The following is a 19,559-nucleotide window of genomic DNA, read 5'->3' on the forward strand; positions in this document are numbered from 1 at the left end:
GCTTCACCTCATACCCAAGTGGTCGGCGTTAACCGTCCTTCTCGATTTCACAGAGTAGCGGATGCTGGCTTTCCCTGGCGTACTGGTTGACCTGCATGGCCTTTGTCTCGGCGATGTCGCGGGTAAACACTCCACATACTGCCCGTCCTTCTGTGTGAACGGCCAGCATTACCTTGGTCGCCAACTCGCGGTTCAGGTTAAAAAACACCTCGAGTACTTCGACCACGAAATCCATCGGTGTGTAGTCATCATTGAACAAAACCACCTTGTACATCGGCGGCGCCTGTAAGGCAGGCTTCGCTTCCTGAACAGCAATGCCCGCAGAACCGTCGTCGTCATGTTCCTGATCCGGGCGATCCTGATTGAATGTTAGTCGAATCTGGCTGTTTGCATGCATGGAAAGAAAGGTTCGTCAGTGGTTCAAGTACAGTGATGGGGGCGACCTGTCAGAATTTCAACTCTGACCCAATGGTCGCCTTGACTATCGGCGAATCAGTGTTACAACCAATAGAGCCCACAGTGGGTAAAAAAGGTCCGCGCAGTCAACCTTATTTATTCGGGTTAGGACGGATAAACTGGATGATACTCCAGTGATGGAGTCTGGTGCAGAGGGATATGGTATGTCTGGCGTCAAGATCAATGGCAAGGTCAAATGGTTTAACAATGCCAAAGGCTACGGTTTCATAAATGCAGAAGGAAAACCCGAAGAAGATCTCTTTGCGCATTATTCAGCGATTACCATGGACGGGTACAAGACGCTGAAAGCGGGCCAAGCAGTGACATTTGAAACCATTCAGGGGCCCAAGGGACTGCACGCCGTTGCAATCTCGGCGGCTGAGGCGCAAACAGAGGCGCTGCCACCTGAAGAAATGCACGAAAAGAAGCTCAAGACAGATCAGCCCACTCAATCGAAAAAGAAGCAAACGGCCTGATCAGTTTTTTCAGCAAGTGCCTCAAAAAAACCGGCCATTCCGAGACTTCAGAATGGCCGGTTTTTTATGGCGCGTAATTTACATATGCGAAATCAACGCATCACCAAAGCCCGATGACGACACCAGCGTCGCGCCGTCCATCAAGCGCTCGAAGTCATAGGTCACGGTCTTGGCCGAAATCGCACCATTGGTGCCCTTGATGATCAAGTCGGCCGCTTCGGTCCAGCCCATATGGCGCAGCATCATTTCCGCCGACAGAATCAATGAGCCCGGGTTGACCTGGTCCTTGCCCGCATACTTGGGCGCCGTGCCGTGGGTGGCCTCGAACATCGCCACGGTATCGGAGAGGTTGGCCCCCGGCGCAATACCAATCCCCCCTACTTCCGCCGCCAGGGCATCGGAAAGGTAGTCACCGTTCAGGTTGAGGGTCGCGATCACGTCATATTCGGCCGGACGCAGCAAAATTTGCTGAAGCATCGCATCGGCGATGGCGTCCTTGACCACCACGTTCTTGCCGGTTTTCGGGTTTTTGAACTGCATCCACGGCCCGCCGTCGAGCAACGTCGCGCCAAATTCTTCAGCGGCCACTTCGTAGGCCCACTCCTTGAAGGCGCCCTCGGTGAACTTCATGATGTTGCCCTTGTGCACGATGGTCAGCGAATCACGGTCGTTATCCACCACATATTGCAGGGCCTTACGCGCCAGACGTTTAGTGCCCTCTTTGGAGACCGGCTTGACGCCAATCCCGCAATCCTGGTCGAAGCGGATCTTGGTGACGCCCATTTCTTCCTTGAGAAACTTGATCACCTTGATCGCTTCCGGCGAGCCGGCCTTCCACTCGATGCCGGCGTAAATATCTTCGGAGTTCTCACGAAAGATCGTCATATCCACATCGCCAGGCTTCTTGACCGGGCTGGGCACCCCTTCAAACCAGCGCACCGGGCGCAGGCACACATACAGGTCGAGTTGTTGACGCAGGGCCACGTTCAACGAACGAATGCCACCGCCGACCGGCGTGGTCAGGGGCCCTTTGATGGACACCACGTAATCCTTGACCGCATCCAGGGTTTCCTGGGGCAGCCAGGTGTCCTGATCGTAGACTTGAGTGGCTTTCTCGCCGGCGTAAACCTCCATCCAGGAGATTTTGCGCTTGCCGCCGTAAGCCTTTTCAACAGCGGCGTCGACCACCTTGATCATCACTGGGCTGATGTCGACGCCAATACCGTCGCCTTCTATATAAGGGATGATCGGTTGGTCAGGAACATTGAGAGAATGGTCTGCATTGACGGTGATTTTGTCGCCGACTGCCGGAACCTGAATCTTCTTGTATCCCATGCTGAACTCCATCTATGGATTGAACATCTGGCTGCGTTCGAGCCTACTCCAGATATAGGGCGACTGAAACCTCACGCCACGCTCATTTGCATCGAAAACAGCATATTTGGTCGCCTACAAGCCTGAAAGCAAAGGCAAAATCGCCAATCTTGAGCACATCGTACGACGTTAGTAGCACCTGGCAACCTGCGACCTTTAGACCAATGGACGACGCACCTTTTGTATGAAGGCTCGGCGTAAGCATAGCGACCTATGTATAATGCCGCCGCTGACCCAAGAGTCACGACAGCTGACCGCTCTAGACAGTAGCCTTCAGCCAGAAAGCAGGACTATTACAATAGTCCACCCGCTTGACGCTCGACTGATGCAACCCAACATCACCGCGAAGAAACCTCGACATTTCGCTCATGGATGACTTTGAACGAACGCGCTCCACCCGGCGCATCTCGAGTTTCTGCGCACGCTTTCAGCAAAGAAGAGAGTTAATCCGAATATGCCCACCCGCTCGAAGATCATCTACACCTTCACCGACGAAGCCCCAGCCCTCGCCACCTATTCATTGCTGCCTATCGTAGAGGCCTTCACCGCTTCCGCTGATATTGCTGTGGAAACCCGCGACATTTCCCTCGCCGCGCGCATCCTCGCAAGCTTCCCCGAGCAACTGGGCACCAAGGCTATCCCGGACCACCTCGCCGAACTGGGCGACCTGGCCGTCACGCCTGAAGCCAACATCATCAAGCTGCCTAACATCAGCGCCTCGACCCCGCAGCTGCAAGCTGCGATCAAGGAGCTGCAGGCCCAGGGCTACGCCCTGCCGGACTACCCGGAAACCGTAACCACCGACGCGGAAAAAGAAACCCGTGCACGTTACGACAAGGTCAAGGGCAGCGCCGTGAACCCGGTACTGCGCGAAGGCAACTCTGACCGCCGCGCGCCGCTGTCGGTCAAGAACTACGCACGCAAGCACCCGCACAAAATGGGCGCTTGGGCTGCAGACTCCAAGTCGCACGTCGCTCACATGAGCAACGGCGACTTCTACGGCAGCGAAAAAGCCGTACAGATCGAAGCCGCTGACGCGGTGAAGATCGAGCTGGTTGCCAAAGACGGCACCGCCACCGTGCTGAAAGAAAAGACTTCGGTACAAGCCGGCGAAATCATTGATACCGCCGTGCTGAGCAAAAAAGCCCTGCGCGCGTTCATCGCCGCCGAAATCGAAGATGCCAAGAAACAAGGCGTGCTGCTGTCGGTTCACCTCAAAGCCACCATGATGAAGGTCTCCGACCCGATCATGTTCGGCCAGATCGTTGCCGAGTTCTACAAAGACGCCCTGACCAAGCACGCTGCCGTGCTGGAACAGATCGGCTTCAACCTGAACAACGGCATCGGCGACCTGTACGCTCGCATCAAGGCCCTGCCTGCCGAGCAACAGGCGCAGATCGAAGCTGACATTCAGGCGGTCTACGCCGCTCGCCCTTCTTTGGCGATGGTCAACTCCGACAAAGGCATCACCAACCTGCACGTGCCGAGCGACGTCATCGTCGACGCCTCGATGCCGGCCATGATCCGTGACTCCGGCAAGATGTGGGGCACCGACGGCCAGTTGCACGACACCAAGGCGGTGATCCCGGATCGCTGCTACGCCACCATCTACCAAGCCGTCATCGAAGACTGCAAGGCCAATGGCGCTTTCGACCCAACCACCATGGGCAGCGTGCCAAACGTTGGCCTGATGGCGAAAAAAGCCGAAGAGTACGGCTCCCACGACAAGACTTTCCAGATCAAGGCTGACGGCGTTGTCCGCATCGCCGACAGCAAGGGCAACCTGCTGATGGAACAGGCTGTTGAAGCCGGCGACATCTTCCGCATGTGCCAGACCAAAGACGCGCCGATCCAGGACTGGGTCAAACTGGCCGTCAACCGTGCCCGCGCCAGCAACACCCCGGCCATTTTCTGGCTGGACCCTAAGCGTGCTCACGACGGCGTGGTGGTCGAGAAAGTTCAGGCCTACCTGAAAGACCACAACACCGACGGCCTGGACATCCGCATCATGTCGCCTGTCGACGCGATGAAGTTCACCCTGGAGCGCACCCGCAAGGGCCTGGACACCATCTCGGTGACCGGCAACGTACTGCGCGACTACCTGACCGACCTGTTCCCGATCATGGAACTGGGCACCAGCGCCAAGATGCTGTCGATCGTGCCGCTGATGAACGGCGGTGGCCTGTTCGAAACCGGCGCCGGCGGTTCGGCTCCGAAACACGTGCAGCAGCTGGTTGAAGAGAACTTCCTGCGCTGGGATTCCCTGGGCGAGTTCCTGGCCCTGGCAGCGTCGCTTGAGCATTTGGGTGTCACTTACAACAACCCGAAAGCCCTGGTGCTGTCCAAGACCCTGGACCAGGCCACTGGCCAGTTCCTCGACAACAACAAGTCGCCATCGCGCAAAGTCGGCAACATCGACAACCGCGGCAGCCACTTCTACCTGGCGCTGTACTGGGCTCAAGCCCTGGCTGCCCAGACCGAAGACACTGCACTGCAAGCGCAGTTCGGCGAACTGGCCAAAACCCTGAGCGACAACGAGGCGACTATTGTTGCCGAGCTGAACGCCGTACAGGGCAAGCCAGTGGACATCGGCGGCTACTACGCGCCGAACCCAGAACTGACCAGCAAAGCCATGCGCCCAAGCAACACCCTCAACGCGGCAATTGCCAAGTTGAAGTAAGGTTGTAAGGATGCAAAGAAGCCCCGGCCCCGTGCCGGGGTTTCTGTTTCTACCGTTCAACGCAAGAAACCGGATCACATGTGGGAAGGGGCTTGCCCCCGATAGCGATGGATCAGTCGAGCTATTGGTAACCGATATACCGTCATCGGGGGCAAGCCCCCTCCTACACTGACCGCCATCGCGCCCAAACACCGCGTCATATCTTGAATCGAGGCCTCCCATGACCTGGCAACCCCACATCACCGTCGCCACCCTCGTCGAAGACAACGGCCGCTTCCTGATGGTCGAGGAACTCAAAGGCGGCCGCGCCGTGCTCAACCAGCCCGCCGGCCATCTGGAACCGAACGAAACCCTGACTGAAGCCGCCGTTCGCGAAACCCTCGAAGAAACCGGCTGGGACGTCGAGGCCACCGGCATTGTCGGGATCTACCTGTACACCGCGCCCAGCAATGGCGTGACCTACCAGCGCGTCTGCTTCACCGCCAAGGCGCTGAAACATCACCCGGACTATCAACTGGACGACGGCATCGTCCGCGCCCGCTGGCTGACCCGCGACGAGCTGATGGCCCTGCGCGACGACTGGCGCAGCGAGTTGATCATCCGTTGCATCGATGATTATTTGAGCGGCCAGCGCCACAGTCTGGAACTGATCCGCCCTTCTCTTTAGCCTTGCGGACGCGAGCCTGCTAGAATCGCGTCCTTTTTAAAGACACCCGTTGAAATCCTATGCGTGATCCAGCCCCTTCTGACACACAAAAGAAGCGCGTCATCGTCGGTATGTCCGGCGGCGTGGATTCTTCCGTTTCCGCCGTTCTGCTCATGGAGCAGGGTTATGAGGTGGAAGGCCTGTTCATGAAGAACTGGGAAGAAGACGATGGAACGGAATATTGCACCGCCATGGACGACCTCGCGGACGCCCAGGCCGTGTGCGACAAGATCGGCATCAAGTTGCACACCGCCAATTTCGCCGCCGAGTACTGGGACAACGTGTTCGAGCACTTCCTGGCCGAATACAAGGCCGGCCGCACGCCGAACCCGGACATCCTGTGCAACCGCGAAATCAAGTTCAAGGCGTTCCTCGACTACGCCATGATCCTTGGTGCCGACCTGATCGCTACCGGCCACTACGTGCGCCGTCGCGACGTGGATGACCGCACCGAACTGCTCAAAGGCCTGGACCCGAACAAGGACCAGAGTTACTTCCTGCACGCCGTCGGCGGCGAACAGATCGCCAAGACTCTGTTCCCGGTGGGCGAGCTGGAAAAACCCGAAGTGCGCAAGATCGCCGAGAAACACGGCCTGGCTACCGCCAAGAAAAAGGACTCCACCGGCATCTGCTTTATCGGCGAGCGCCGCTTCAGCGACTTCCTCAAGCAGTACCTGCCGGCACAACCGGGCGACATCAAAACCACCGAAGGTGATGTCATCGGCCGCCACCACGGCCTGATGTACCACACCATCGGCCAGCGCCAGGGCCTGGGCATCGGCGGCTTGAAAGACGCAGGTGAAGAACCGTGGTACGTGCTGGTCAAGGACCTGGAAAACAATGTGCTGATCGTTGGCCAGGGCAATGAACACCCGCTGCTGTTCTCGGGTGCGCTGCTGGCCTCGGAAATCTATTGGGTCAACCCGATCGACTTGAGCACGCCGCGCCGCCTGACCGCCAAGGTGCGCTATCGCCAGAGCGACCAGCCTTGCACCCTGGAAAAGACTGCCAGTGGCTATCGCGCCACGTTCGATGACCCGCAACGCGCGGTCACGCCTGGCCAGTCCGTGGTGTTTTATGACGGCGAAATTTGCCTGGGGGGCGGTGTGATTGAAGTTGCCGAACCCTGGAGCAACCCGGCATGAGCCCGACCCAGGAGCAATTGACTGCACTCGGCGGGGTTTTCCTCGCTGCGGTACTGGTCGACAAGATCGCCAAGACCGGCCAGGTCACCGAGGCAGGCCTGACCTGCATGCTTGGCAGCCTGCTGATCCGCGACCCCAAGGACACCCTGGAAGTCTATGGTGGCGACGACCTGGCGCTGCGCGAAGGCTATTGCGCGCTGATCGGCGCGCTGGAGCGCGACCCGAGCACCTTGCAGCGCGAACCCCTGCGCTACGCCCTGTCGATGCTCGGCCTTGAGCGCCAATTGGCCAAGCGTGACGACATGCTCGAGACCATCGGCAAGCGCCTGCCGCAGATCCAATCCCAGGTCGAGCACTTTGGCCCGGCCCACGAAAACGTGATCGCAGCCTGCGGTGCGCTGTACCAGGACACCTTGAGCACCTTGCGCCAACGCATCCAGGTGCACGGCGACATGCGTAACCTGCAGCAACCGAACAACGCCTCGAAAATCCGCGCCCTGCTCCTGGCCGGTATCCGTTCGGCACGGTTGTGGCGCCAGTTGGGTGGTCATCGCTGGCAGCTGGTGATCAGCCGACGCAAATTGCTCAAAGAGCTTTACCCGTTGATGCGCAACGAATAAGTCGCAGCAACCAGGATTTTTATCGCCTCACGCGTAATACGCCGGTCAGTTGGCAACGGACCGGCGGATTTTTTCATGTATGATACGCGCCCCATTTCGTTGCCCGACTGTCCGAGAACACCCCATGCAGCTTTCTTCGCTCACTGCGGTTTCCCCTGTTGACGGCCGCTACGCCGGCAAAACCCAGGCCCTGCGCCCTATTTTCAGCGAATACGGCTTGATCCGTGCTCGTGTTCTGGTTGAAGTGCGCTGGCTCCAGCGCCTGGCCGCTCACCCTGGCATCAGCGAAGTGCCGGCGTTCTCCGCCGAAGCCAACGCGGTGCTGAACGCCCTGGCGGAAAACTTCGCTCTGGAGCACGCCGAGCGTGTGAAAGAGATCGAGCGCACCACCAACCACGACGTTAAAGCCATCGAATACCTGCTCAAAGAGCAAGCGGCCAAGCTGCCGGAACTGGCCAAGGTCAGCGAGTTCATCCACTTTGCCTGCACCAGCGAGGACATCAACAACCTGTCCCACGCCCTGATGCTGCGCGAAGGCCGTGATGACGTGATGCTGCCGCTGATGCGCCAAACCGCCAACGCCATCCGCGAACTGGCGATCCGTTTTGCCGACGTGCCGATGCTGTCGCGCACCCACGGTCAGCCGGCTTCGCCGACCACGCTGGGTAAAGAACTGGCCAACGTGGTGTACCGCCTGGAGCGCCAGATCGCTCAAGTCGCCGCCGTACCGCTGCTGGGCAAAATCAACGGCGCCGTGGGCAACTACAACGCCCACCTCTCTGCCTACCCGGAAATCGACTGGGAAGAAAATGCCCGCGCGTTCATCGAAGACGAGCTGGGCCTGGGCTTCAACCCGTACACCACGCAGATCGAACCGCACGACTATATCGCCGAACTGTTCGACGCGATTGCGCGCTTCAACACCATCCTGATCGACTTCGACCGCGATATCTGGGGCTACATCTCCCTGGGCTACTTCAAGCAGCGCACCATTGCCGGTGAAATCGGTTCCTCGACCATGCCGCACAAGGTCAACCCGATCGACTTCGAAAACTCCGAAGGCAACCTCGGCATCGCCAACGCCCTGTTCCAGCACCTGGCCAGCAAGTTGCCGATCTCCCGCTGGCAGCGCGACCTGACCGACTCCACCGTACTGCGCAACCTCGGCGTGGGCTTCGCCCACAGCGTGATCGCGTACGAAGCCAGCCTCAAGGGCATCAGCAAGCTTGAGCTCAACGAGCAGAAAATCGCCGCTGACCTGGACGCGTGCTGGGAAGTGTTGGCCGAGCCGATCCAGACGGTGATGCGTCGCTACAACATCGAAAACCCTTACGAGAAGCTCAAAGAATTGACGCGCGGCAAGGGCATCAGCCCCGAGGCGCTGCAAACTTTCATCGATGGCCTGGATATGCCAGCCGCCGCCAAGGCCGAGCTGAAACTGCTCACCCCGGCCAACTACATCGGCAACGCGGTGGCCCAAGCCAAGCGCATCTGATTCGCGCAAGGTCTCTTGAGACGCCCGGCCGCGCCGGGCGTTTTTATTCCTGTCTTAAAAGTGCTTTTTTTCAATAGGTTACACATGAATCCTGATATTCCTCTTCAACTTCTGGGCGGCATTACGGCACGCGAATTCCTGCGCGACTACTGGCAGAAAAAACCGTTGCTTATCCGTCAGGCCATCCCTGATTTCGAAAGCCCGATCGACGCCGACGAACTGGCCGGCTTAGCCCTGGAAGAAGAAGTTGAATCGCGCCTGGTGATCGAACACGGCGAGCGTCCGTGGGAACTGCGTCGCGGCCCATTCGCCGAAGACGCCTTCAGCACCCTGCCCGAGCGTGAGTGGACCCTGCTGGTGCAGGCCGTCGATCAGTTCGTGCCGGAAGTCGCCGAGTTGCTGGAGCACTTCCGCTTCCTGCCAAGCTGGCGCATCGACGATGTGATGATCAGCTTTGCCGCACCTGGCGGCAGCGTTGGCCCGCACTTCGATAACTACGACGTGTTCCTGCTGCAAGCCCAAGGCAAGCGCAACTGGAAAATCGGCCAGATGTGCAACTCCGAAAGCCCGCTGCTGCAGCATGCCGACCTGCGCATCCTTGCCGAGTTCGAACAAAGCGAAGAATGGGTGCTGGAATCGGGTGACATGCTCTACCTGCCGCCGCGCCTGGCACACTTCGGTATCGCCGAAGATGACTGCATGACCTATTCGGTTGGCTTTCGCGCGCCAAGTGCCGCTGAAGTGCTGACTCACTTCACCGACTTCCTCAGCCAATACCTGACAGACGAGGAGCGTTACACCGACGCCGACGCTCAGCCGGCAAGCGACCCGCACCAGATCCAGGGTGACGCGCTGGACCGCCTGAAGAGCCTGCTGGCCGAGCACATGAGCGACGAACGCATGCTGCTGACCTGGTTTGGCCAGTTCATGACCGAGCCGCGCTACCCTGAACTGGTGGCGGGCGAAGAATTGGGCGAAGAGGACTTCGTCAACAGCCTGGAAGGCGGCGCGATCCTGGTGCGCAACCCAAGCGCGCGCATGGCGTGGTCGGAAGTCGATGACGATGTACTGCTGTTCGCCAGCGGCCAGAGCCGTTACCTGCCCGGCAAACTGCGCGAGCTGTTGAAGCTGGTGTGCTCGGCCGACGCCCTGCACAGCGAAAACCTCGGGGAGTGGCTCGCGGACGAAGACGGTCGCGACCTGCTGTGCGAATTGGTCAAGCAAGGAAGCCTGGGATTTGCCGATGAATAAGATTCACGTAAGTGTCGCGGACTGGCAAAAGGATATCGCTGAGATACGGCGCATTCGTGAAGCGGTGTTTATCGCTGAACAATCGGTTCCACCGGAACTTGAGTGGGACGCGGACGACGCCGACGCCGTGCATTTTCTGGCGTTCGAAGGCGATTTTCCAATTGGCACTGCGCGCCTGCTGCCCAGCGGCGAGATCGGGCGCGTATCGGTGCTCAAGGACTGGCGCGGCCTGAAGGTTGGCGACAAGCTGATGGAAGCCGTGATTGGCATGGCCGAGAAGCGTGGCCAGACCAAACAGTTCCTCAGCGCGCAGGTGTATGCGGCGCCGTTTTATGAGCGGCTGGGGTTCAAGATTGTCAGCGACGAGTTTCTTGAAGTCGGGATTCCGCACGTGGACATGGTGCGCGGGGGCTGATCCAAAACCCAGTCGCTCCCTTCGCGAGCAAGCCCGCTCCCACACTTGACCAAGTAGATCCTTTGGAATGCGGCCGAATGTGGGAGCGGGCTTGCTCGCGAAGACAATTTCAGCAACACCCAAAAATGCCCTGCCATGCCAGGGCATTTTGCCGTCTACGATTCAACTTGCGACCCGCCAGGCCGACAAACTGGCACTATCACGCTAAATGACTCGCAGAGATAACGGACATGTCCCTACGCACCCTGCTCACCGCCCTCCTCCTGACCGCCAGCGTCTCAGCCGTGGCCGACACCGCAGTCGTCAACCTGAACAATCGCACCAGCGCCGACCTGCTGCCGGTGGCGCAGAACTTCATCGGCAAGGACGGCACCGTCAGCGCCTACGGCAACCAGCTCATCGTTAAAGCCGACCCTGGCAAGATCGAAGACCTGCGCGCGCTGCTCGCGCAGCTGGACACACCCGCCAAGCGCCTGCTGATTACCGTCGACACCAATGAAAACAACCAGCAAAACACCGGTGACAGCCAAACGCGCATCATCAGCTACGGCACTGCCAGCCGCGACGGCGGCATCCAGCAGATTCAGGCCAGTGAGGGCGTGCCCGCTTTGATCCAGGTTGGCCAGAGCGTACCGCTGACCACTACTCAGCCCGACGCCTATGGCCGCCCGCAAAACCAGACCCAGTATCGCAACGTCACCCAAGGCTTTTACGTCACCGCCAGCGTCACCGGCGAGACCGTGCACCTGGCCATCAGTACCAACCGTGACCGCATGAGCCAGGAACGTCCCGATGTAGTGAACGTTCAAAGTACCGACACAACTGTCAGCGGCAGGTTGGGCGAGTGGATCCCCCTGGCCGGCATCAACCGAGAGACCCAGGCCGACAAATCCTCTACAACCCTCAATTACTCTACTCAAGGCCGTGATGACCTGACTTTACGGGTCAAGGTCGACACCTTGAACTAAAGCACCAAAAACTGACTGATAAGTCGCCTTGGACTAAAGATGTAGTGCTTTAAAAAAAGCACTACAAAACATTTGACGATCCAAAAAAGCCTGTGCATGATGGCCTCGCTCCCGCTAATCAGGGGCCCTGGCAAGGGCCTTCGGATCGCCGCTCTAAGCTACCCACCTGAGCCGATTCGTGTCTGTACCGCCCACAAGGTGTGTTTGACGAGGTTGCGACTGGAACGAAGTTGTCCCGAGGGACGGAAGCTAACCAGGTAACCCGGCTACACACTGACGAATCGTACCAAGGCCCACGATGCCCGAAGACCGTTCACAGTTCGCCCTTACCTGCTCAACTCCCCCTTGAGCCACTCGTTCATCCCGTCGCCCTCCCCGCCAAACCCGGCTTGACCGCCAAGCTTCTGGTCAGCGAGCAGCCATCACCACGCACTGAGTACGTGGCTGGCAAATGGAATTTTCCACCTAGACCTATGCGACGAGGTTTTTCCCCATGGCACTGACACGCGAACAGCAAATTGCAGCCCTTGAAAAAGACTGGGCTGAAAACCCACGCTGGAAAGGCGTAACCCGCGCTTATTCCGCTGCTGACGTCGTCCGCCTGCGTGGCTCGGTTCAACCTGAGCACACCTTTGCAAAACTCGGCGCCGAGAAGCTGTGGAAGCTGGTCACCCAGGGTGCCAAGCCGTCCTTCCGTCCCGAAAAAGATTTCGTCAACTGCATGGGCGCCCTCACTGGCGGCCAGGCAGTCCAACAGGTGAAAGCCGGTATCCAGGCGATCTACCTGTCCGGCTGGCAAGTGGCAGCGGACAACAACTCCGCTGAATCCATGTACCCCGACCAATCGCTGTACCCGGTGGACTCGGTACCCACCGTGGTCAAGCGCATCAACAACTCGTTCCGCCGCGCCGACCAGATCCAGTGGAAAGCCGGTAAAGGCCCGGGCGACGAAGGCTACATCGATTACTTCGCCCCGATCGTGGCGGACGCTGAAGCCGGTTTCGGCGGCGTACTCAACGCCTACGAACTGATGAAGAGCATGATCGAGGCTGGCGCTGCCGGCGTGCACTTCGAAGACCAGTTGGCATCTGTGAAGAAATGCGGCCACATGGGCGGCAAGGTATTGGTTCCGACTCAGGAAGCCGTACAAAAGCTGACTGCTGCTCGTTTGGCTGCTGACGTTGCTGGCACCCCGACCATCATCCTGGCCCGTACCGACGCTAACGCCGCCGACCTGCTGACGTCCGATTGCGACCCGTACGACCAGCCATTCGTAACCGGCGAACGGACTCAGGAAGGCTTCTATAAAGTGCGCGCCGGTCTCGACCAGGCGATCGCCCGTGGCCTGGCCTACGCGCCGTACGCCGACCTGATCTGGTGCGAAACCGCAAAGCCGGACCTGGACGAAGCTCGCCGCTTTGCCGAAGCGATCAAGAAGGAATACCCGGACCAACTGCTGTCCTACAACTGCTCGCCTTCTTTCAACTGGAAGAAGAACCTGGACGACGCGACCATCGCCAAGTTCCAGCGCGAGCTGTCCGCCATGGGTTACAAGCACCAGTTCATTACCCTGGCCGGCATTCACAACATGTGGCACAGCATGTTCAACCTGGCGCACGACTACGCCCGCAACGACATGACCGCCTACGTGAAGCTGCAGGAGCAGGAATTCGCTGACGCCGCCAAGGGCTACACCTTTGTGGCGCACCAGCAGGAAGTGGGCACCGGCTACTTCGACGACATGACCACCGTGATCCAGGGTGGCACCTCGTCCGTGACCGCGTTGACCGGTTCGACCGAAGAAGAGCAGTTCCACTAAGTAGCGAGTACACGGCCAGTGCGGCCTCATGGAAGACCTAACCGCATTGCCGCACGATCTGACGCCCCGACTGGTTCGGGGCGTTTTTTTTGCGTCTCTGAAATGGGTGTATATCCGTTATTTGGGTGATGACCTCTATTGGTTCCGCTCTTACAGCGGCTCACTTTTGAACAGCGCAAAAGTAAGCAAAACGCCCTTGCCCCACCACTCGGCACCTCGCCTAGGCTCGGTGTGCCCTCACTCCGGCCAGCGTGGTTTAACGGGGCGCCTAAGATCAAGATCAAGATCAACAGCAAGAGCACAGCGGCCTCCCGGCCGGCTTGAGTGTTGAAGAGCAAAATCAAATCTAAAGCGGGCACGGTCCAAATGTGGGAGCTGGCTTGCCTGCGATGGCATCAACTGGGTGTACCTGATGTACCGAGTTGTCTGCATCGCAGGCAAGCCAGCTCCCACAGAAAAGCAGCTTTGCTTTCGCTCTGGCTTTTGATCTGGCTTCTAACACTCAAGCCGGCCGGGAGGCCGCTGTGCTCTTGCTTTTGATCTTGATCTGACTGCCCCAATAAGCCCGAGGCCGAACGCAGGTATTGCGGAGCGGGTAAACCGGCAGGACGCCGGTTTAGCCGCGCCGGGCCATGGATGGCCCGTCGCGGCGGCCCGCGGAGCAATGCCGGAGTGAGGGAACGCCGATCCTAAGCGAGGCGCCGACAGGCGGGGCAGAGCCCATTGCTTACTTTGGGGCTTTTCCAAAGTGAGCCGCTGTAAGAGCGGAACCATAAGCCGCCGTTACCGCAGCAACGGATATGTACACAGCCCCCCACAACCAAATTTCGACCAAAACATTGATCCAGAGCGGTATCCGCGTCCGCAAAGTCAGTTAAAAGATCCGCTTTACCAACTAACACCACCCGCACAAGTAACAGCAACTTCCTCCGCTGAACCCCGAACAGCTGTTTAAAACCCCCGCAAACAACATTCATTATCATTTAGAGCATGAAAACTTCTTTACAGCTTAAACAAAACATAATTGGTGAAATGCCCGCTAATGCCCGCCCCACAAGGGCTACAGCCCCAAGAAGGTGCACTATGTGCTTATTCCATCGAATAATTTCGCTATCGGAATTTTACTTGCCCGGTGTTTAGCCATAAAATCACCGCGATTGATTGCAGTGCGACATATCGTCACTGCATCGTTACTTTTTCGAGCTCAGAGACCTTTGCTCTCTGTTAAGGATTTCCAGCATGACCGAAGCGACAGGACTCATGGCCCACAACTGGGGCTTTGCCATTTTCCTCCTCGGTGTTGTCGGCCTTTGCGCCTTCATGCTTGGTGTCTCCAGCCTCCTCGGGTCAAAAGCCTGGGGCCGCAGCAAAAATGAACCGTTCGAGTCCGGCATGCTGCCTACAGGTGGCGCCCGCTTGCGGCTCTCAGCCAAATTCTATCTGGTCGCGATGCTGTTCGTGATCTTCGATATCGAAGCCCTCTTTCTCTTTGCCTGGTCTGTGTCCGTCCGCGAAAGCGGCTGGACCGGATTCGTCGAAGCCCTCGTTTTCATAGCAATTCTGTTGGCAGGCCTTGTCTACCTATTTCGAGTGGGCGCCCTTGACTGGGCTCCGGAAGCTCGTCGCAAGCGGCAAGCGAAGCTGAAACAATGAGGCTTTGGCGATGCAATACAATCTCACCAGGATCGACCCGGATGCTCCTAACGAGCAGTACCCAATCGGCGAACGCGAAACCGTTTCCGACCCGTTAGAAGACCAAGTCCACAAAAACATCTACATGGGCAAGCTCGAAGACGTGCTGAGTGGCGCGGTCAACTGGGGACGTAAGAACTCCCTGTGGCCGTACAACTTCGGCCTTTCGTGCTGCTACGTGGAAATGACCACCGCCTTCACGGCGCCCCACGACATCGCGCGCTTTGGCGCCGAAGTTATCCGGGCATCACCGCGCCAGGCGGATTTCATGGTTATCGCCGGAACCTGCTTTATCAAGATGGCGCCGATCATTCAGCGTCTCTACGAGCAAATGCTCGAGCCAAAGTGGGTTATCTCCATGGGTTCGTGCGCCAACTCCGGTGGCATGTACGACATCTACTCCGTCGTTCAAGGGGTGGACAAGTTCCTGCCCGTGGACGTCTACGTGCCTGGCTGCCCGCCCCGCCCTGAAGCATTTCTGCAAGGCTTGATGCTGTTGCAGGAATCGATTGGCAAGGAGCGTCGCCCACTTTCCTGGGTCGTCGGCGATCAAGGCGTATACCGCGCCGAGATGCCTTCGCAAAAGGAACAGCGCCGCGAACAGCGAATCGCAGTCACCAACCTGCGCAGCCCTGACGAAGTCTGATCCAGCACCGCTTCTTTTATAGAACGAAACCCTGGCTTCATTCTTTACGTTGACCGAAAGCGATAAAAAACCATGACTACAGGCAGTGCTCGACGCATCCCGCCTTATAAGGCAGACGACCAGGATGTGGTCGTCGAACTCAATAACCGTTTTGGCCCTGACGCCTTTACCGCCCAGGCCACACGCACCGGTATGCCGGTGCTGTGGGTGGCGCGCGCCAAGCTCGTCGAAGTCCTGACCTTCCTGCGCAACCTGCCCAAGCCATACGTCATGCTCTATGACTTGCATGGTGTGGACGAGCGTCTGCGCACCAAGCGCCAGGGGCTGCCGAGCGGCGCCGATTTCACCGTGTTCTATCACCTGATGTCGCTGGAGCGTAACAGCGACGTGATGATCAAGGTCGCGCTGTCCGAAAGCGACCTGAGCATTCCGACCATCACCGGCATCTGGCCGAACGCCAGCTGGTATGAGCGCGAAGTCTGGGACATGTTCGGCATCGACTTCCCGGGCCACCCGCACTTGACGCGCATCATGATGCCGCCTACCTGGGAAGGTCACCCGCTGCGCAAGGACTACCCTGCGCGCGCCACCGAATTCGATCCGTTCAGCCTGACGCTCGCCAAGCAACAGCTTGAAGAAGAGGCTGCACGCTTCCGTCCGGAAGACTGGGGCATGAAGCGCTCCGGCACCAACGAGGACTACATGTTCCTCAACCTGGGCCCGAACCACCCTTCGGCGCACGGTGCCTTCCGTATCATCCTGCAACTGGACGGCGAAGAAATCGTCGACTGCGTGCCGGACATCGGCTACCACCACCGTGGTGCCGAGAAGATGGCCGAGCGCCAGTCCTGGCACAGCTTCATTCCGTACACCGACCGTATCGACTACCTCGGCGGCGTGATGAACAACCTGCCGTACGTGCTCTCGGTCGAGAAGCTGGCCGGCATCAAAGTGCCGGACCGCGTCGACACCATCCGCATCATGATGGCCGAGTTCTTCCGGATCACCAGCCACCTGCTGTTCCTGGGTACCTACATCCAGGACGTTGGCGCCATGACCCCGGTGTTCTTCACCTTCACCGACCGTCAGCGCGCCTACAAGGTGATCGAAGCCATCACCGGTTTCCGTCTGCACCCGGCCTGGTACCGCATCGGCGGTGTGGCGCACGACCTGCCAAACGGCTGGGAGCGCCTGGTCAAGGAATTCATCGACTGGATGCCCAAGCGTCTGGACGAGTACCAAAAGGCTGCGCTGGACAACAGCATCCTCAAAGGCCGCACCATCGGCGTGGCGCAATACAACACCAAAGAAGCCCTGGAATGGGGCGTCACCGGTGCTGGCCTGCGCTCGACGGGTTGCGACTTCGACCTGCGTAAAGCACGCCCGTACTCCGGCTACGAGAACTTCGAATTCGAAGTACCGCTGGCCGCGAATGGCGATGCCTACGACCGCTGCATCGTGCGCGTCGAAGAAATGCGCCAGAGCCTGAAGATCATCGAGCAGTGCATGCGCAACATGCCGGCAGGTCCGTACAAGGCGGATCACCCGCTGACCACGCCGCCGCCGAAAGAACGCACGCTGCAGCACATCGAAACCCTGATCACGCACTTCCTGCAAGTTTCGTGGGGCCCGGTCATGCCGGCCAACGAATCCTTCCAGATGATTGAAGCGACCAAGGGTATCAACAGTTATTACCTGACGAGCGATGGCGGCACCATGAGCTACCGCACCCGGATTCGTACCCCAAGCTTTGCGCACTTGCAGCAGATCCCTTCGGTGATCAAAGGCGAGATGGTCGCGGACTTGATTGCGTACCTGGGTAGTATCGATTTCGTTATGGCCGACGTGGACCGCTAAGCATGAACAGCACGCTTATCCAGACAGACCGTTTCACCTTGAGTGAAACCGAGCGCTCGGCCATCGAGCACGAGCTGCATCACTACGAAGACCCGCGCGCGGCGTCGATCGAAGCCTTGAAGATCGTCCAGAAGGAGCGTGGCTGGGTGCCCGACGGCGCCCTCTACGCGATCGGCGAAATCCTCGGCATCCCGGCCAGCGACGTTGAAGGTGTGGCCACGTTCTACAGCCAGATCTTCCGTCAGCCGGTGGGCCGCCACATCATTCGCGTGTGCGACAGCATGGTCTGCTACATCGGTGGCCACGAGTCCGTGGTCAGCGAGATCCAGAACAAGCTGGGCATCGGCCTGGGCCAGACCACTGCGGACGGGCGCTTCACGCTGCTGCCGGTGTGCTGCCTGGGCAACTGCGACAAGGCGCCGGCGTTGATGATCGACGACGACACATTCGGTGACGTGCAGCCTGCTGGCGTGACCCAATTGCTTGAGGGCTACCCATGACCCTTACATCTTTCGGCCCGGCCAACCTGATCAAGCGTTCGGCCGAGACTCACCCGCTGACCTGGCGCCTGCGTGACGACGGCGAGCCGGTATGGCTCGACGAATACCAGGCCAAGAACGGTTACGCGGCTGCGCGCAAAGCCTTCGCCGACATGGCTCAGGACGACATCGTCCAGACCGTGAAAGACGCCGGCCTTAAAGGTCGCGGCGGTGCAGGCTTCCCCACGGGCGTGAAGTGGGGCCTGATGCCCAAAGACGAATCCATCAACATCCGCTACCTGCTGTGCAACGCGGATGAAATGGAGCCCAACACCTGGAAAGACCGCATGCTGATGGAGCAACTGCCCCATCTGCTGATCGAAGGCATGCTGATCAGCGCCCGCGCGCTGAAAACCTACCGTGGCTACATCTTCCTGCGTGGCGAATACACCACCGCCGCCAAGCACCTCACCCGTGCCGTGGAAGAAGCCAAGGCAGCTGGCCTTCTGGGCAAGAACATCTTGGGTTCCGGTTTTGACTTCGAACTGTTCGTGCACACCGGCGCCGGGCGTTACATCTGCGGTGAAGAAACCGCACTGATCAACTCCCTCGAAGGCCGCCGCGCCAACCCGCGCTCCAAGCCGCCCTTCCCTGCCGCCGTAGGCGTGTGGGGCAAGCCGACCTGCGTAAACAACGTCGAGACCCTGTGCAACGTGCCGGCGATCATTGCCGACGGCGTGGACTGGTACAAATCGTTGGCCCGCGAAGGCAGCGAAGACATGGGCACCAAGCTCATGGGCTTCTCCGGCAAGGTCAAGAACCCTGGCCTGTGGGAGCTGCCATTCGGCGTGACCGCACGCGAGCTGTTCGAGGACTACGCCGGCGGCATGCGCGACGGCTACACCTTGAAAGCCTGGCAGCCAGGCGGCGCCGGCACCGGTTTCCTGCTGCCCGAGCACCTGGACGCACAAATGTATGCCGGCGGCATCGGCAAGGTCGGCACCCGTATGGGGACCGGCTTGGCGATGGCGGTGGACAACACCGTGAACATGGTCTCGCTGCTGCGCAACATGGAGCAGTTCTTCTCCCGCGAATCCTGCGGTTTCTGCACCCCGTGCCGTGACGGTTTGCCCTGGAGCGTGAAGCTCTTGATGGCGATCGAGAAAGGCGAAGGCCAGCCAGGCGACATCGAGACCCTGCTGGGTCTGGTCGGTTTCCTCGGCCCAGGCAAGACCTTCTGTGCTCACGCACCGGGCGCCGTGGAACCATTGGGCAGCGCAATCAAATACTTCCGCTCTGAATTCGAGGCTGGCATCGCACCCGCGCGCGCCGGCGATCTGAATCAGGTGGTCACACCGACCATGGTTGGTGCGTAACGCTTAAAAAGGCGAGGGGCCCGTGCGCTTCGCCTTCTCATGTGCTGACGCCTTTAAGGCTGTGTAGATGCACATGAATAACAAGATTCCATTAGCCACGCCCG

At 59.1% G+C, this 19,559-nt stretch carries 17 protein-coding genes; 15 read left to right on the plus strand and 2 right to left on the minus strand.

Annotation, left to right across the window (positions count from 1 at the left end; translation table 11 throughout):
* Positions 1 to 28: 28 nt before the first annotated feature.
* Positions 29 to 397 (minus strand): ATP-dependent Clp protease adapter ClpS, encoded by a 369-nt coding sequence (clpS, locus tag AACV02_RS29055; protein WP_005789091.1) that lies wholly within the window; start codon positions 395 to 397, stop codon positions 29 to 31.
* 223 nt (positions 398 to 620) lie between these two features.
* On the opposite strand from clpS, the gene cspD reads away from it, so the two are divergent.
* Complete coding sequence (gene cspD, locus AACV02_RS29060; protein WP_119736261.1) at positions 621 to 932, plus strand: cold shock domain-containing protein CspD; 312 nt, start codon at positions 621 to 623, stop codon at positions 930 to 932.
* Positions 933 to 1,010: 78 nt separating this feature from the next.
* Here cspD and icd read toward each other — a convergent pair whose 3' ends face one another.
* A complete protein-coding gene (gene icd, locus AACV02_RS29065) occupies positions 1,011 to 2,267 on the minus strand; it encodes an NADP-dependent isocitrate dehydrogenase (RefSeq protein ID WP_028616796.1) in 1,257 nt (418 codons plus the stop codon).
* A gap of 493 nt (positions 2,268 to 2,760) precedes the next feature.
* On the opposite strand from icd, the gene AACV02_RS29070 reads away from it, so the two are divergent.
* The 14 genes from AACV02_RS29070 to nuoF all read left to right on the plus strand — a co-directional run bounded on the left by AACV02_RS29070 (position 2,761) and on the right by nuoF (position 19,455).
* Complete coding sequence (locus AACV02_RS29070; protein ID WP_119736263.1) at positions 2,761 to 4,986, plus strand: NADP-dependent isocitrate dehydrogenase; 2,226 nt, start codon at positions 2,761 to 2,763, stop codon at positions 4,984 to 4,986.
* Positions 4,987 to 5,206: 220 nt separating this feature from the next.
* Positions 5,207 to 5,653 carry an NUDIX hydrolase gene (locus AACV02_RS29075; protein WP_119736265.1) on the plus strand — a complete coding sequence of 149 codons (447 nt, stop codon included), beginning with the start codon at positions 5,207 to 5,209 and terminating at the stop codon, positions 5,651 to 5,653.
* 59 nt (positions 5,654 to 5,712) lie between these two features.
* Positions 5,713 to 6,837: a tRNA 2-thiouridine(34) synthase MnmA gene (mnmA, locus tag AACV02_RS29080; RefSeq protein ID WP_106579866.1), complete on the plus strand. Its 1,125-nt coding sequence runs from the start codon at positions 5,713 to 5,715 to the stop codon at positions 6,835 to 6,837.
* Positions 6,834 to 7,457, plus strand: a complete 624-nt coding sequence (gene hflD, locus AACV02_RS29085) for a high frequency lysogenization protein HflD (protein ID WP_119736267.1) — start codon at positions 6,834 to 6,836, stop codon at positions 7,455 to 7,457. Before mnmA ends, hflD begins: the two co-directional genes overlap by 4 nt.
* 124 nt (positions 7,458 to 7,581) lie before the next feature.
* Positions 7,582 to 8,952, plus strand: a complete 1,371-nt coding sequence (gene purB / locus AACV02_RS29090; protein ID WP_119736269.1) for an adenylosuccinate lyase — start codon at positions 7,582 to 7,584, stop codon at positions 8,950 to 8,952.
* Positions 8,953 to 9,036: 84 nt separating this feature from the next.
* Positions 9,037 to 10,203: a ribosomal protein uL16 3-hydroxylase gene (locus tag AACV02_RS29095; RefSeq protein WP_119736271.1), complete on the plus strand. Its 1,167-nt coding sequence runs from the start codon at positions 9,037 to 9,039 to the stop codon at positions 10,201 to 10,203.
* Entirely contained in the window at positions 10,196 to 10,618 is a 423-nt protein-coding gene (locus AACV02_RS29100; protein WP_106579869.1) for a GNAT family N-acetyltransferase, read from the plus strand. Before AACV02_RS29095 ends, AACV02_RS29100 begins: the two co-directional genes overlap by 8 nt.
* Positions 10,619 to 10,848: 230 nt before the next feature.
* Positions 10,849 to 11,586 (plus strand): secretin N-terminal domain-containing protein, encoded by a 738-nt coding sequence (locus tag AACV02_RS29105; RefSeq protein WP_119736274.1) that lies wholly within the window; start codon positions 10,849 to 10,851, stop codon positions 11,584 to 11,586.
* 493 nt (positions 11,587 to 12,079) lie between these two features.
* Positions 12,080 to 13,405 (plus strand): isocitrate lyase, encoded by a 1,326-nt coding sequence (gene aceA / locus AACV02_RS29110; RefSeq protein WP_003219577.1) that lies wholly within the window; start codon positions 12,080 to 12,082, stop codon positions 13,403 to 13,405.
* Positions 13,406 to 14,644: 1,239 nt separating this feature from the next.
* On the plus strand, positions 14,645 to 15,058 hold the full coding sequence (locus AACV02_RS29115; RefSeq protein WP_003219575.1) for an NADH-quinone oxidoreductase subunit A: 414 nt from the start codon (positions 14,645 to 14,647) through the stop codon (positions 15,056 to 15,058).
* Positions 15,059 to 15,068: 10 nt separating this feature from the next.
* Complete coding sequence (locus AACV02_RS29120) at positions 15,069 to 15,743, plus strand: NuoB/complex I 20 kDa subunit family protein (RefSeq protein ID WP_003174719.1); 675 nt, start codon at positions 15,069 to 15,071, stop codon at positions 15,741 to 15,743.
* A 72-nt stretch (positions 15,744 to 15,815) separates the two neighbouring features.
* Positions 15,816 to 17,600, plus strand: a complete 1,785-nt coding sequence (nuoC, locus tag AACV02_RS29125) for an NADH-quinone oxidoreductase subunit C/D (protein WP_106579871.1) — start codon at positions 15,816 to 15,818, stop codon at positions 17,598 to 17,600.
* 2 nt (positions 17,601 to 17,602) lie between these two features.
* Positions 17,603 to 18,100, plus strand: a complete 498-nt coding sequence (nuoE, locus tag AACV02_RS29130; RefSeq protein WP_056861694.1) for an NADH-quinone oxidoreductase subunit NuoE — start codon at positions 17,603 to 17,605, stop codon at positions 18,098 to 18,100.
* Complete coding sequence (gene nuoF / locus AACV02_RS29135; RefSeq protein WP_106579872.1) at positions 18,097 to 19,455, plus strand: NADH-quinone oxidoreductase subunit NuoF; 1,359 nt, start codon at positions 18,097 to 18,099, stop codon at positions 19,453 to 19,455. The genes nuoE and nuoF overlap by 4 nt, the downstream gene beginning before the upstream one ends.
* Positions 19,456 to 19,559 lie beyond the last annotated feature (104 nt).

This window comes from Pseudomonas sp. Larv2_ips, from assembly GCF_963879675.1.
Lineage (GTDB): Bacteria > Pseudomonadota > Gammaproteobacteria > Pseudomonadales > Pseudomonadaceae > Aquipseudomonas.

What these genes read in the sequence shown, in the direction of transcription:
- clpS (WP_005789091.1), bottom strand. Translation starts at nt 397, where the DNA reads ATGCATGCAAACAGCCAGATTCGACTAACATTCAATCAGGATCGCCCG.
- cspD (WP_119736261.1), top strand. Translation starts at nt 621, where the DNA reads ATGTCTGGCGTCAAGATCAATGGCAAGGTCAAATGGTTTAACAATGCC.
- icd (WP_028616796.1), bottom strand. Translation starts at nt 2,267, where the DNA reads ATGGGATACAAGAAGATTCAGGTTCCGGCAGTCGGCGACAAAATCACC.
- AACV02_RS29070 (WP_119736263.1), top strand. Translation starts at nt 2,761, where the DNA reads ATGCCCACCCGCTCGAAGATCATCTACACCTTCACCGACGAAGCCCCA.
- AACV02_RS29075 (WP_119736265.1), top strand. Translation starts at nt 5,207, where the DNA reads ATGACCTGGCAACCCCACATCACCGTCGCCACCCTCGTCGAAGACAAC.
- mnmA (WP_106579866.1), top strand. Translation starts at nt 5,713, where the DNA reads ATGCGTGATCCAGCCCCTTCTGACACACAAAAGAAGCGCGTCATCGTC.
- hflD (WP_119736267.1), top strand. Translation starts at nt 6,834, where the DNA reads ATGAGCCCGACCCAGGAGCAATTGACTGCACTCGGCGGGGTTTTCCTC.
- purB (WP_119736269.1), top strand. Translation starts at nt 7,582, where the DNA reads ATGCAGCTTTCTTCGCTCACTGCGGTTTCCCCTGTTGACGGCCGCTAC.
- AACV02_RS29095 (WP_119736271.1), top strand. Translation starts at nt 9,037, where the DNA reads ATGAATCCTGATATTCCTCTTCAACTTCTGGGCGGCATTACGGCACGC.
- AACV02_RS29100 (WP_106579869.1), top strand. Translation starts at nt 10,196, where the DNA reads ATGAATAAGATTCACGTAAGTGTCGCGGACTGGCAAAAGGATATCGCT.
- AACV02_RS29105 (WP_119736274.1), top strand. Translation starts at nt 10,849, where the DNA reads ATGTCCCTACGCACCCTGCTCACCGCCCTCCTCCTGACCGCCAGCGTC.
- aceA (WP_003219577.1), top strand. Translation starts at nt 12,080, where the DNA reads ATGGCACTGACACGCGAACAGCAAATTGCAGCCCTTGAAAAAGACTGG.
- AACV02_RS29115 (WP_003219575.1), top strand. Translation starts at nt 14,645, where the DNA reads ATGACCGAAGCGACAGGACTCATGGCCCACAACTGGGGCTTTGCCATT.
- AACV02_RS29120 (WP_003174719.1), top strand. Translation starts at nt 15,069, where the DNA reads ATGCAATACAATCTCACCAGGATCGACCCGGATGCTCCTAACGAGCAG.
- nuoC (WP_106579871.1), top strand. Translation starts at nt 15,816, where the DNA reads ATGACTACAGGCAGTGCTCGACGCATCCCGCCTTATAAGGCAGACGAC.
- nuoE (WP_056861694.1), top strand. Translation starts at nt 17,603, where the DNA reads ATGAACAGCACGCTTATCCAGACAGACCGTTTCACCTTGAGTGAAACC.
- nuoF (WP_106579872.1), top strand. Translation starts at nt 18,097, where the DNA reads ATGACCCTTACATCTTTCGGCCCGGCCAACCTGATCAAGCGTTCGGCC.